10 protein-coding genes and 1 riboswitch are annotated in these 13,060 nt (G+C 71.8%); of the genes, 5 read left to right on the top strand and 5 right to left on the bottom strand.

Annotated elements, in window-relative coordinates:
- Positions 1 to 47 precede the first annotated feature (47 nt).
- On the bottom strand, positions 48 to 2,309 hold the full coding sequence (locus tag ACFZBU_RS15220; RefSeq protein ID WP_391584016.1) for an MMPL family transporter: 2,262 nt from the start codon (positions 2,307 to 2,309) through the stop codon (positions 48 to 50).
- A gap of 102 nt (positions 2,310 to 2,411) precedes the next feature.
- Here ACFZBU_RS15220 and ACFZBU_RS15215 point away from each other — a divergent pair, with 102 nt between their 5' ends.
- Both ACFZBU_RS15215 and ACFZBU_RS15210 read left to right on the top strand, forming a co-directional pair.
- Positions 2,412 to 2,894 carry a MarR family winged helix-turn-helix transcriptional regulator gene (locus ACFZBU_RS15215; RefSeq protein ID WP_391584015.1) on the top strand — a complete coding sequence of 161 codons (483 nt, stop codon included), beginning with the start codon at positions 2,412 to 2,414 and terminating at the stop codon, positions 2,892 to 2,894.
- A 205-nt stretch (positions 2,895 to 3,099) separates the two neighbouring features.
- Entirely contained in the window at positions 3,100 to 4,164 is a 1,065-nt protein-coding gene (locus ACFZBU_RS15210; protein WP_391584014.1) for a glycerophosphodiester phosphodiesterase family protein, read from the top strand.
- 202 nt (positions 4,165 to 4,366) lie between these two features.
- Here the strand turns inward: ACFZBU_RS15210 and ACFZBU_RS15205 are convergent, their stop codons facing one another.
- The 3 genes from ACFZBU_RS15205 to ACFZBU_RS15195 form a co-directional block, all read right to left on the bottom strand.
- Positions 4,367 to 5,644 carry a transglycosylase family protein gene (locus tag ACFZBU_RS15205; RefSeq protein ID WP_391584347.1) on the bottom strand — a complete coding sequence of 426 codons (1,278 nt, stop codon included), beginning with the start codon at positions 5,642 to 5,644 and terminating at the stop codon, positions 4,367 to 4,369.
- 32 nt (positions 5,645 to 5,676) lie between these two features.
- Positions 5,677 to 5,910, bottom strand: a riboswitch (cyclic di-AMP (ydaO/yuaA leader).
- Positions 5,911 to 6,355: 445 nt separating this feature from the next.
- Positions 6,356 to 7,543 (bottom strand): (Fe-S)-binding protein, encoded by a 1,188-nt coding sequence (locus ACFZBU_RS15200; RefSeq protein WP_391584013.1) that lies wholly within the window; start codon positions 7,541 to 7,543, stop codon positions 6,356 to 6,358.
- Positions 7,540 to 8,925, bottom strand: coding sequence for an FAD-binding oxidoreductase (locus ACFZBU_RS15195; protein WP_391584012.1), 1,386 nt, complete (start codon positions 8,923 to 8,925; stop codon positions 7,540 to 7,542). The genes ACFZBU_RS15200 and ACFZBU_RS15195 overlap by 4 nt, the downstream gene beginning before the upstream one ends.
- A 156-nt stretch (positions 8,926 to 9,081) precedes the next feature.
- Between ACFZBU_RS15195 and ACFZBU_RS15190 the strand changes: the two genes are divergently transcribed.
- The 3 genes from ACFZBU_RS15190 to ACFZBU_RS15180 all read left to right on the top strand — a co-directional run bounded on the left by ACFZBU_RS15190 (position 9,082) and on the right by ACFZBU_RS15180 (position 11,942).
- Positions 9,082 to 9,855: an IclR family transcriptional regulator gene (locus tag ACFZBU_RS15190; RefSeq protein WP_391584011.1), complete on the top strand. Its 774-nt coding sequence runs from the start codon at positions 9,082 to 9,084 to the stop codon at positions 9,853 to 9,855.
- Between the two features lie 578 nt (positions 9,856 to 10,433).
- Positions 10,434 to 11,564 carry a fumarylacetoacetate hydrolase family protein gene (locus ACFZBU_RS15185; protein ID WP_391584010.1) on the top strand — a complete coding sequence of 377 codons (1,131 nt, stop codon included), beginning with the start codon at positions 10,434 to 10,436 and terminating at the stop codon, positions 11,562 to 11,564.
- A 126-nt stretch (positions 11,565 to 11,690) separates the two neighbouring features.
- The gene (locus ACFZBU_RS15180; RefSeq protein WP_391584009.1) at positions 11,691 to 11,942 is read left to right on the top strand and encodes a hypothetical protein; all 252 of its coding nucleotides are present in this window, start codon (positions 11,691 to 11,693) and stop codon (positions 11,940 to 11,942) included.
- Between the two features lie 136 nt (positions 11,943 to 12,078).
- Here ACFZBU_RS15180 and ACFZBU_RS15175 read toward each other — a convergent pair whose 3' ends face one another.
- Positions 12,079 to 12,951 (bottom strand): aldo/keto reductase, encoded by an 873-nt coding sequence (locus ACFZBU_RS15175; RefSeq protein ID WP_391584008.1) that lies wholly within the window; start codon positions 12,949 to 12,951, stop codon positions 12,079 to 12,081.
- Positions 12,952 to 13,060 lie beyond the last annotated feature (109 nt).

Genomic DNA, 13,060 nt, shown 5'->3' with positions numbered 1-13,060 from the left:
CGGGCCGAAATCGGCCCGCCCGGCGCCCGATCGGTTGCGGTGCCGCTCTATGGCGCGGAGACCGGGATACGCGGCTCGGGTGTGACCGGCGGCTGGGCCGGGCCGCCCTCGGACAGGCCGAACCGGTCGTGCAGTCGGCGCAGTGGGGCGGGCGCCCACCACGTCGCCTTGCCGGTCAGGGCCAGCACCGCCGGCGCCAGCAGGCTGCGCACCACGAACGCGTCGACCAGGACGGCCAGTGCGAGACCCATGCCGAGCATCAGCGTGTTGGTCACCCGCGAGGTGCCGATCGCGAACATCACCACCGCCAGGACGCATGCCGCCGCGGTGATGATGCCGCCGGTGCGGGCCAGGCCGGTGGCGACCGCGCCCCGGTGGTCGCCGGTGCGGTCGTGCTCCTCCTTGATCCGGGAGATCAGGAACACGCCGTAGTCCATCGACAGGCCGAAGGCGATGCAGAACATCAGTACCGGCAGCGCGGTCTCGATCGACCCGGTCGGGGTGAAGTCGAGCAGTCCGGACAGGTGGCCGTCCTGGATCACCCACACCACGGCGCCGAACATCGCGGTCAGACTCAGCGCGGCGAACACGATCGCCAGGATCGGCAGCACCACGCTGCCGGTGAGCAGGAAGACCAGCACGAACGTGGTGAGCAGGATCAGGCCGCCGGCGAGCCACAGCCGGCTGCCGATCGCGTGCTTGGCGTCGACCACCTCGGCGGACTGTCCGCCGACCAGGGCCGGTCCCGGAGCGGCGACCCCGCGGACCTCGCGCACCAGGTCCTCGCCGGCGGCGGAGAGGTCCTCGACCGCGGGCACCACCGAGATGTACGCGCTGCCGGCGGCACGGCGGCCGGCCTCGGCCGGGCCCGCGGGTGCGCTACGGACGCCGTGTTCGAAGGTGCCGGCCGGGCCGACCACGCGGGCCACGCCGTCCAGGGCGGAGAGCCGCGCGCTGTAGTCGGCGGTGCCCTCGGCCTGCTGCGTCGTGCCGACCACGATCTCGATCGACCCGGTGGGCCGGCCGTCGACCTGGTCCCGGATCACCTGCTGGACCTGCCGGGACTCGGCCGACCTCGGCAGTTGGCGGTCGTCGCCGGTGCCGAACTGCACGCCCAGGAAGGGCAGTCCGAGGGCGACCAGGAGGCCGGTGGTGAGGACGGCGACGATCGGCGCCCGGTGCATGATCGCCTGCGAGAGGCGATACCAGCGGCTGTCGCGCACCGCGGTCGGCGCGCCGCCGGCGCCGGCGCCGGGCCGCAGTCGGCGGCCCAGTCGGCGCAGCGGTGCGCGCAGGTCGCCCCGGTCCACCCGGGTGCCGAGCAGGACCAGTGCCGCGGGCAGGATCACCAGCGCGCCGAAGGCGGCGAGCAGCACCACCGGGATGCCGGCGTAGGCGAACGACCGCAGGAAGTACTGCGGGAAGACCAACATCGCGGCGAGGGAGACGGCGAGCGTGAGTGCGGAGAAGACCACGGTGCGTCCGGCGGTGTCGAGCATCACCGCGACCGCGCGCGCCGGCGGGGCGCCGGCGGCGAGTTCCTCGCGATAGCGGCGGACCACGAACAGGCCGTAGTCGACGGCCAGGCCCAGGCCCAGGACGGTGGTCAGGTTCTGCGCGAACACCGATACGTCGGTGGTCGTGGAGACCAGCCGCAGCACGGCGTTGGTGCCGACCATGGCCAGGATGCCGACGCCGAGCGGCAGCAGGGCGGCGACCAGGCTGCCGAAGACCAGGATCAGGATCAGCAAGGTGATCGGCAGGGCGATCAGTTCGGCCCGGACCAGGTCCTCGGAGATGGTCTTCTGCATGTCGTGGCGCACCGCGACACTGCCGCCGAGTTCGACGGTCAGGGCTCCCCGGGTGCCGCGGTAGTGCGCGGCCAGGCGTTCGAACGTGTCCGAGGCGGCGGTCTCCTCGCCGCGGATGTGGGCCAGGACCAGGCCGTGCCGGCCGTCGGCGGTGCGCAGGGTGGGGGCACCGTCGGTCCAGTGGGAGAGCACTCCCTCGACGTCCGGTTCGGCGGCGAGGCGGGCGGCCAACTCCCGTGCCTGGGTGGTGACTTCGGGTGCGTCCAGGGGGCGGTCGGCGCCGACCAGGAGGACCAGGTTGGGTCGGCTGCCGGGGAAGTCGTGGTCGAGTGCGGTCGCCGCGCGGGCTGAGGCCGAGTTCGGGTCGACGGCGCCGCCGCCGAGGAGGTGGTCGCCGACGCCTCGACCGAGCAGGCCGGCGCCGATCAGCAGGAGCAGGGCCGTGAGCAGCAGCAGTCGGGGTCGGGCCGTGGTCAGGCGGGCCAGGGCAGCGAACATCGCCGAACCCTTCCGTAGAGTCGATGGATCGTATGTGGAACATACGATATGCATCGCCTTTCGTCTAGAAGACATATGATCGAGGACCGCTAATATGTGGCCATGACGGACCGACCGAGCACGGGGCGGCCGCCGATGGGAGCTCGGACCGGATACCGGCTGGTCAAGCTGGCCGATCTCCTGTTGGCGCTCGCCGATCAGACGCTGGCCACGCTGGGGGTCAAGGCCAAGCACGTACACGTGCTGGAGACCCTGCTGGCCTACGAATCGTTGTCCCAGCAGGACGTCAGTCGGCTGCTCGGGATCGACCCGAACGTCCTGGTCGGCCTGCTCGACGATTTGGAGGCGCGCGGCTTCGCCGAGCGTCGGCGCAACCCGCACGATCGGCGCCGGCACGTCGTCCAGGTCACCGACTCGGGGCGGGAGTTGGTCGCGGAGAGCACCCGGCTGCTCGGTGATGCCGAGGACGCGTTCTTCGCCGTCGTCTCGGAGCAGGAACTGCAGGTCGTGCACGACGCGTCGGGCCGGCTGCTGGCCGCGCACCGGCCCGGCTGGACCGACAACGGGTCCTCGATGGGCTGCTGAACGGCCCTGCGGGCGCCTCGACTTCGGTTCTCGGGCGGATCGCATCGGCGGTTGGTCGGCGCCGCCCCGGTGGGCGACTTCGCCTCCGCTTCGTCTCTTCTTCGCCGGAACGCCACGGCCCGACTCCCCGCGCATCACGTTGCGCGGGCCAGGGTGTGGGCGTCGACGGTCGATCGTCGTCGACCGGAGCGAGAAGGAGACGTCCATGTCCGGATGGAAGACCGTCACGGCCGCGGTCCTGGCCGGGGCCGCCATCGTCGCCGCCCCGGGAGCGGCCGCCGCGGCGGACCGCCACGGCGGTCACCACCGCAAGTCCTTCGACCTCCAGGCGCACCGAGGCGGACTCGGGCTGACCGTGGAGAGCACGCTCGCGTCCTTCGCCAAAGGCTTGGACCTGGGCGTGTCCACCCTCGAACTGGACGTGCAGATCACCGAGGACGGCCGCGCCGTGGTCACCCACGACCGCAGGGTCGACGGGCGCAAGTGTGCCGACACCGAACCGGTGCGGGCCGGCGACCCGGAGTTCCCCTACGTCGGCAAGTACGTCAACACGCTCAGCCTGGCCCAGATCCGCACCCTGGACTGCGGGTCGCGGCAGTTCCCCGGCTTCCCCGCGCAGACCACCTCGCCGGGCGCCCGAATGCCGCTGCTCACCGAGGTGTTCGACCTGGTCGAGCGCCGGCACGCGCGCGGCGTGAAGCTCAACGTGGAGACCAAGGTCGAGGCGGGCGCGCCGCAGGAGACCGCGCCGCGCGAGCAGTTCGTGCAGACCGTGGCGCGCGAGGTGCGCCGGGCCGGGCTGTTGCGCCAGGTCACCATCCAAAGCTTCGACTGGGGCGCGCTCAAGCGCATGCGAGAGGTCGAACCGCGGCTGCCGCTGGTCGCGTTGACCAACTACGACTTCCTCCAGGTCGGCAAGCCCGGCGCCTCGCCCTGGCTGGGCGGCCTGGACATCGACGACTTCGGCGGCGATCCGCTGCGCGCGATCGCCTCGTTCGGCGCCACCACGTTCTCGCCCGTGCACGGCTTCCCGCAGAACGGCAAGGTCACCGACCCGGACTACCGCCCTTACGTGACCCGGGAGATGGTCGCCCAGGCGCATGCGAGGGGCATCAAGGTCGTGCCGTGGACCATCGACGACCCGGCGACCATGGCCGAGCTGATGGACGCCGGCGTGGACGGTCTGATCACCGACTACCCCGATCGGGCACGGGAGTTGCTGGCCGCACGCGGACTGCCGCTGCCCAAGCGGTACCCGGCACGCGGCTGATCGACCCGGCCCGCGGGGCTTCGGCGTGCGCGGGGATCTCGGCGTCCGCGGGGCTTGGCGGTCCGCCGGGGTCTCGGCGTCCGCAGGGGTGCGGACGCGCACGTGGGCCGGGCCCGTCGACGCGTGGTCGACGGGCCCGGCCCTTGTACGGCTACCGCAGAGTGGCTGTCGCCGTGCGGTTACTGCCTGAGTGACGCTCGGATCAGAGGTTGACGCCGTGCGCGCGCAGGTAGCTGACGGGGTTGATGCCGCTGCCGTAGTTCGGGGTGGTGCGGATCTCGAAGTGCAGGTGCGGGCCGGTCACGTTGCCGGTCGCACCGGAGAGGCCGATCTGCTGACCGGTGCTCACCGTGGCACCGGCGCGCACGCCGATGCTGGACAGGTGCGCGTACTGCGAGTACTTGCCGTCCGCGTGCTTGATCACGATCTCGTTGCCGTAGGCGCCGCCGTTGCCGGCCTTGACCACGGTGCCCGAGGTGATCGCCTTCACCGGGGTGCCGGTGGAGGCCACGAAGTCCTGGCCGGTGTGGCTGCCGCTGGACCACATCTTGCCGCCGACGCCGAACGCGGTGCCCAGCGAGCCGCTCACCGGAGCGACGTAGCCGGACGCGTTGACCGCGGTGCTGCCGGCCTTGGCGGAGGACGCCTTGGCGGCGACCGGGGCCTTCTCCTTGACCGTGGTCTTCGGCGCGACCTTCACCGACGCCGAGGGCTTGGTCTCGGCGACGGTCTCGGTCTTGGGCGCGGCCTTCGGCGCGACCTCGACCTTGGCGGCGGCGGTGGCGGTGGCGGCGGACGCCTTGGCCTTGCCGGACAGCGAGAGCTTCTGGCCGACCTTGATGAGGTTCGGGTTGCCACCGATCACGGAGCGGTTGTCGGCGTACAGCTTGTGCCAACCACCTGCGATGTCCTTGTCGGCGGCGATCTTGGACAGGGTGTCACCCTTGACCACGGAGTACGAGGTGGTGGTCGACGCGGGCTTCGCGGCGGCCGGGACGACCTCGATCTTCGGGGCGGCGGCGGTCGCCGGCTTGGACTCGACCGGCTTCTCGGCGACCTTGGGGGCGACCTTGATCGAGGTCTTGGCCGAGCCGGAGGACTTGGTGGTCGGCGAGACGGCGGGCTTGGCGCCGCCCTTGGTCAGACCCGCCGGGCCGGAGGTGTTCGGCCAGGCGCCGGGGCCCTGCACGGCCAGGACCTTCTCGGCGATGGCGATCTGCTGGTCCTTGGTGGCCAGGTCGGCGCGCGGGGCGTACTGCTGACCGCCGAACTCGTTCCAGGTGCTCTGGGTGAACTGCAGGCCACCGTAGAAACCGTTGCCGGTGTTGATGTGCCAGTTGCCCGAGCTCTCGCCCATGGCGACCTTGTCCCAGGTGGAGACCGAGGCGGCGTTGGCGGTTGCGATACCGGTGATCAGCGGGGCGGCGACGATGGCGCCGGCCATGCCGAGGGTCAGCGCGAGGCGCGTCTTCTTGGGCATGCGGGCAGGGGTGATGAACGACTGCACGAAGATTTTTCCTTCTCCCACGCCTACGAAGTGAGCTGTCGGATTCGGGCTGGAGAGTCTCGCCCGGCCGTGTTCGACCCTCGAATGAGAGGGACGGGCACGGCTTCACCCCAAGCCGTCCGCATGGGCGCCTGTGTCACAGACGCCCGGGACGGCATTCCACTTGGTTCCCCCGCTCCTGCCTTTCGGGTTTCGTACCGTGGCCTCGCTCCGGCGGCAGGATTCGGCGAACCGGGAGACCATTTCGCCGAGCACCGGACCGGTGTGGCGAAGCACCAAGCTACGCACACCCCCGGCGCGGAACCAAACATCACGATTCGCCGAAACCGAAGAATCGGGTCTTAAGGGTGGAATAACGGGACTTAAAGTCCCGAACTCCGTACGCATTGTGCCCAAAAAGCTCACTCACCGTCGTCCGGGGAATCACGGCGGGTGAGAATCCGGGAAACTCGGTTCACGGTGCGTGCGAGTTCCTGACGAACGGTATGCGCGATGTGACGTGCGTCATGCGCCATCAAAGTATTGTCCGAATTACCCCTGTATGTCCGGTGCTTCTTCAGGTCGAGCCTGGTGTCTCTCGTGCCTGCCGCATCGGGCCGGCGGCGGGAGCCCGGACCGGGTACGGCGCACGCGGCTCCCCCTATGAAGTTGCGTGCGCCGCATCGGGCCCCGGCTCCCCTGGCCTCAGCCCGCCATCGGGTCGCCGGTCGCGGGGGTCGGCGGCGCGTGGAATGCGGTGAGGAACTCGGCGAGGTGCATCGCGCGCACCCGCGACCCGCGCCGACGCAGGCCGGTGCGCAGTTGGCGCAGACAGCCGGGGTTGACCGCGATCACGACGTCGGCGCCGGTCGCCTCGATCGCGTCGAGCTTGCGGTCGAGGATGCGTCGGGACGCGGCCGGCCGCAGCAGGGCGTACGTGCCGGCCGCACCGCAACATTCGGCGGCGCCCGGGGTCTCCACGAAGTCGGCCACCCGCGCGAGCAACGCCCGCGGCTCGCGCCAGACGCTCAGGCCGTTGCGCAGGTGGCACGAGTCCTGGAGGGTGACCTTGATCCGGTGCCCGGCCGGCGCATGCGCGGTGAGCGTGGCCGGGTCGATCGCCTCGGAGAGTTCGGCGACCCGATCACGGCCGATGACGTCGGCCAGGTGCGCGGCGCAGCCGCCGGAGGTGGTGACGATCCGGCCGGGCAGCCGCTCGCCCAGCCGGCGGGCGAGCACGCGTCCCTTCTTCAGCTCGCCGTTGTGCGCGTGCAGCGCGCCGCAGCAACCCTGGTCGTCGGGTACCGCGAGGCCGGGCAGCAGGGTGCGTGCGGCGCGGGCGACCTTGGGGAACATGGCCCGTTCGAAACAACCGAGCATGAGCGAGGCACCCGCACCCGTGTCGGGGGCGGGCGCGGGTGCGGAGGTGCCGGACACGGAGGACGCCGGCGGTGCCGCCGCGGCCCGCTCGGCCCTTCGTCCGGACCTCGCCGGATCGTGTTTCGCCCTCCCGGCCGGCAGCACGAAGCGCCCCCATCCCATGACTCGCACCACCGGTGGCATGCTCACCACGACGGTCAGCAGCCGGGCGAGCGGCGGCCTGCGCCGGCCGCGCCACTGGTGCTCGCGCCATTGTTCGAGCAGCGAGCCGTACGGGACGCCGGCGGGACAGACCGGTTCGCAGGCCCGGCAGCCCAGGCAGGCCGAGGACTGTTCGAGCAGGGTCGGGTCGTCGGCGTCCAGACGGCCGGTCTCCAGGGCGCGCATCAGGTTGATCCGGCCGCGCGGCGAGGACGCCTCGTCCCCGGTCTCGGCGTAGGTCGGGCACGCGGGCAGACAGAAGCCGCAGGAGATGCAGCGGGAGAGTTCCTCGGGATCGAACACACCGGTCATGAGCCGAGCTTTCCGGGATTGAGGATGCGGGCGGGATCGAAGGCGGACTTGATCCGGCGCAGCAGATCCAGTTGCTCGTCGCCGAGCTGGGCCCGCAGGTGGGGCAGCTTGGCGGCGCCGACGCCGTGTTCTCCGGTGATCGTGCCGCCCAGTTCGATCGCGGTGCGGAAGATGTCGTCGAAGGCGGCGTGGGCACGCTCGATCGACTCGGTGTCCTGCGGGTCGGCCACCACGCAGGTCGGGTGCAGATTGCCGTCGCCGGCGTGGCCGAAGGTGGCGATGGTGACCGCGTGCCGGTCCGCGATGGCGTCGATCCGGTCGACCATCTCGGCGATCCGCGGGCGCGGGACGGTGGCGTCCTCCAGGATGGTGAGCGAGCCGAGTCGGGACAGCGCGGGCAGCGAACAGCGGCGCGCGGTGAGCAGCGCCTCGGCGCCGGCGACGTCCTCGGCCAGGGTCCACTCGCTTGCGCCGGCCCGGTCGCACAGGTCGGCCATCCGGGCCAGGTCGCGGCGCACCGCGTCCGGAGCGCCGTCGTCGCCGAACAACAACAGTGCGCCCGCGTCCGTACGCAGGCCCAGGTGGGCGAAGTCCTCGACCGCGCCGATGCAGCGCCGGTCCAGGAACTCCAGGGTCGCGGGAACGATGCCGGCGGAGAGGATGTCGGCGACCGCACGGCCGGCGTGGGCCAGGTCGGGGAAGTAGGCGATGCCGGTGCCCGTGTCGGCGGGCGCGGGCAGCAGGGCCATGGTGATCTCGGTGATCACCGCGAGGGTGCCCTCCGACCCGGTGAGCAGCCGGGTCAGGTCGTAGCCGGCCACGTCCTTCCACAGCCGGCCGCCGGTGCGGATCACCTCGCCGGTGGGCAGCACCGCCTCCAGGCCCAGCACGTAGTTGCGGGTGACGCCGTACTTGAGTCCGCGCAGTCCGCCCGCGCACGTGGCCACGTTGCCGCCGACGGTGGATACCGTCCGGCTGCCCGGGTCGGGCGGGAACAGCAGGCCGTGTTCGGCGACGGCGCTCGCGAGTGCGGCGGTGGTCACGCCGGGTTGCACCACGGCGAGCAGCTCGGCGGGGCTGACCTCGCGGATCGTGTTCATCCGGGTGGTGACCAACACGATGCCGCCGTCCAGGGCGACGGTGGCCGCGCACAGGTTGGAACCGGCGCCGCGGGGGACGACCGGGATGCGGTGCTCGGTGGCCAGCCGCAGTACCGCGGCCACCTCGGCGGTGTCGGCGGGAAAGACCACGGCGTCCGGGAGCCGGTCGAACAGGGGCGTGGCGTCGCGCGCGTAGGGCACGAGATCACCGGCGGCGTGCCGGACGTGTTCGGCGCCGACGATCGCGGCCAGGCGGTCGATCAGGTCCGTGGACAGGGGCATGCGACGTGCTCTCTCTCGGGTGGGCGGGTAAGTCCGCGCATCGTTTCTCCTCCGTGGGCTCCGATGAGCCGGGACGGTATCAGCGTTGCGCAAAACGGTCTATCATTCCGCTGTACGGAACGACGTCCCATTATCGCCTCGTGCCCAGGGGGTACCTTGACCGGCAACAGCGATTCGCCCGTGATCAGCGTGGATCGGGCCCTGCGGATCCTGATGCGTATGGGGGAAATGCCCCGAGGCATCACCCTGGAGGAACTCGCGGGTGATCTGGACCTGCCCAAGAGCACGCTGCACCGGCTGCTCGGCGCGCTCAAGTACCGGGGTTTCGCCGCCCAACCCGAGGTCAACGGCCCGTACTTCATCGGCAGTCGGCTGCTGGCGACCGCGTTCCGCTTCCACGACGACATCGACCTGCGCTCGATGGTGCATCCGCTGCTCGCGGAGCTGCGCCGGGTGACCGACGAGACCGTGCACGTGGCGACCCTGGACGCCGGCGAGGTGGTCTATCTGGACAAGGTCGAGGCCTCCGGGGCGATCAAGCTCTCGTCCGTGATCGGCGGCCGAAATCCCGCGCACAGCACGGGAGTGGGCAAGGCCCTGCTGGCCTGGACGTATCCGACGGACGAGGCGCTGCGGGCCTGGGCGGCGCCGCGGCTGCCGCTGCGCGCGGCGACTCGGCACACGGTCACGTCGGTGCCGAAACTGGCCGCCGAGCTGGAGGAGGTGCGGGCCCGCGGGTACGCGACCGACCTGGAGGAGAACGAGGTGGGGCTGCGGTGTGTGGCGGTGCCGCTGTTCCTGGGCCGGTCGGCGCCGGTGGCCGCGATCAGCGTGACCGGGCTGAAGTCGCGGATGACCTCGGCGCGGATGGCGGAGCTGGCCGAGGCACTGCGCTCACGCGTTGCGGAATGGGCCGGCGCGGTCGGTTAGGCCCTGTCCGGCGGATCTCGGCGGCCCCACATGATCCACCGGACAGGATCCGGACCGTCCCGCGGCCGAGGTGTCTCACGTGCCGGATCGGTCGAAACGACCCACCCGGCCGCGCCTCGGGTTTGCCGCCCGCGCACCGGCAGCACACCCGAAACCGTACCCACCGTGCGGCAACCACCCTGCACGGTAAGTGAATTACCCGAGACCCCCGAACCGGCAACTCGCCGGTTCGGGGGTCTCTTGACATCTTCAACGGCCCGTTGTTTTACTCACGACACCACATGGAATTGCGTTCCGCCAGACGGAATCACACTAACGAGGAAGTGGAATGAGGCCGGCGACAGTGGAGCACGACGGGCGGCCGGTGGCCGTGGTCGAGCGCGACGGCGGGCTGTATCGGCTCGACGGGCCCGGCGAGGGCACGCTCGCCGCACTGGTCGCGGCCGGTCCCGAGGCGCTGCGCGAGGCGGCGCTCGACGCGACCCGCGAGATCGAAGCCACCCGTTACCTGGCGCCGCTGCGCCCCGGCAAGATCGTCGCGATCGGCCCGCGACCTGCAATTCGGCGACGGCCAGTGGGTGCGCGGCAAGAGCCTGGGCACCTTCTGCCCGCTCGGGCCGGTCCTGGCCACTCCCGACGAACTGGCCGACCCGCAGGCGCTGGTGTTGCGCACCCGGGTCAACGGGGAGACTGTGCAGAACTCCTCCACCGCCGAAATGGTCTTCGGCATCGCCGAGTTGTTGTCCCACTGCTCGCGCGCCTTCACCCTCGAACCCGGCGACCCGGTGCTCACCGGCACCCCGTGGGGCCGCGGCGCGTTCATGGACCCGCCGCGCCGGCTGGTGCCGGGCGACGTGCTGGAAACCGAGATCGAGGGCATCGGCGTGCTGGTCAACCCGATCCTGTCCTGCGGCACGTGCGACCTGGGCCGGGGCGGCCTGCGCCAGGTCTGTCGCGAGCGGCGGATCACCGGCGTACACCTGCCCGGCGCGTTCGCCGAGCGGGTCGCGGTCCCGCGCTCCGCCCTGCATCCGCTGCCCGCGGACATGTCGTGGGAGGCCGCGGCGGTGGTGGAACCGGCGGCCAACGCGGTGCACGCCTGGCGGCCGGCCGACGTCGCACCCGGCGCCCGGGTCGGGGTGATCGGCGCCGGCGCGATCGGCCTGGTCTGCCTGCCGGCCGCGCGCCCCGAGCACGCCGCGAGCATCGCGGTCGCCGACCGCTCGTCCGAACGACGGCAGATGGCGGCCACGTTGGGCGCCACCACGGTCGGCGCCGAACTGTCCGGCGAATTCGACGTGGTCTTCGACGCGGTCGGCGCCGGCGACACCCACGAGCAGTCGGTACGGCTGCCGCGTCCGGGCGGCGTGGCGATCTGGCTCGGCCTCGCCGACGCGAGCGCCGGCTTCGACGCGACCGTGCTGGTGCGTACCGAGAAGCGGATGCTCGGCTCGTTCGCCTACACCGCCGACGAGTTCGCCGAGGCCGCCGAACTCGTCAGCGGCTGGGAACCGGGCTGGACCGCGAGTTACCCGCTGGAGTCGGGCGCGGAGATCTTCACCGGCCTGATGCGCGGCGGCAGCCATCCGGTGAAGCCGATCCTGCGCCCCTGGCGTCGGGGACGACGCCGCGCCTCGGCGACCCGTCCGCGAATCCTCCGGCCCAGCAGCCCGATCCGAAGTCCGTCTCGGGAAACAATGGCGGATTGAGGGTGTTTCGAGGCGGCCCGGCGAGGAGCGACTTCAGTCCTGCGTCGTGGTGCCCGGGGGATCGACGGCATGCCGTACGGCCGACCGGGTGGCTTGCGCCGGCCCGACCGCGGGCATGGGCTCGGGATGGAACGCTTCGAGATCGAGATCCTCCCGTACAACGCCCAGGACATGGCCGCCGAGGCCCGAGGGCCGGCGGTGCGCTCGGCCGTGGTCGAGGCCACCGGCGAGATCGGCGCCTCCGGACATCCGCGCTATGCGGGCGAGGGCGTGGTGGCCGACATCGACCCGACGTCGCGCACGGTCGAGGCGATCACCATCGACGGGGCGGAGATCGAGGACGGGTGGAGTGTGCGGATCACGCCGAGGGAGGACTGACCCGGATTCGGCCGGGCCGAGGTGACGCGGTCGGGCCGGCGTGCGGCGGCGGGTCGGGCGACGTGGCCGGGCCGGGAGGTGTGGCCGGGCCGGACTGTCCCGGTGGACGGGACGGTCCGGCCCGGCCGCGATCGGGTCAGACCGCGGCCGACAGGGCCTCGAACTGCTCGTCGGACAGTTCGATTCGGGCCGCCTCGGTGTTCTCCTCCAGGTGCGCGACGCTGGAGGTGCCCGGGATCGGCAGCAGCACCGGGGAGCGGTGCAGCAGCCAGGCCAGCGCCAACTGCGAGGGCGCGGCGCCGTGTTCCTTGGCGAGCCGGTCCAATGGTCCGCCCGGCCGGGCGAGTTCCCCGGTGGCCATGGGGAACCACGGGATGAACGCGATGTTCTCGGCCGCCGCGTAGTCGAGCACGCTCTCGGCCTTGCGGTTGGCCAGGTTGTACAGGTTCTGCACGGAGACGATCTCGACGATCTCGCGGGCCTGGCGCAGCTGCTCGACGGTGACCTCGGACAGGCCGATGTGCCGGATCTTGCCCTCGCGCTGCAACGCGCCGAGTTCGCCGAGCTGGTCCGCGAGCGGGACCTGCGGGTCGATCCGGTGCAGCTGGTAGAGGTCGATCCGGTCCAGCCCGAGGTGGCGCAGGCTCAGTTCGGTCTGCTGGCGCAGGTATTCGGGCCGGCCGAGGGCGCGCCACTCGCCGGGTCCGGTGCGGGCGAAGCCGCCCTTGGTGGCGATCACCACGTCCTCGGCATACGGGTGCAGGGCCTCGCGGATGATCTGTTCGCTGACGAAGGGGCCGTACGAGTCGGCCGTGTCGATCAGGTTCACCCCGAGTTCGACGGCGCGGCGCAGCACCCGGATCGCCTCTCGGCGGTCCTTGGGCTCGCCCCAGACGCCGGTCCCGGTGAGCTGCATGGCGCCGAACCCGAGCCGGCGCACCGGCAGGTCGCCGCCGATCGGGAAGACACCGGACGCGTGGGCGGGGCCGGACGCGGACGAGACGGTCATCTGTTCTCCGTGGGGGTCGGGCGGCCCGAGCGGGCCGGACGGCGCGGACGAGGTCGGTCGAGCGGTCGAGCGGTCGAGCCCATTGTGCCCCGGGCCCCGAACGCGGTCG

It is taken from the genome of Embleya sp. NPDC008237, assembly GCF_042956465.1.
GTDB lineage: Bacteria > Actinomycetota > Actinomycetes > Streptomycetales > Streptomycetaceae > Embleya.
Note: the sequence above shows the minus strand (reverse complement) of the source record. Positions and strands in the feature narration are given on the sequence as shown.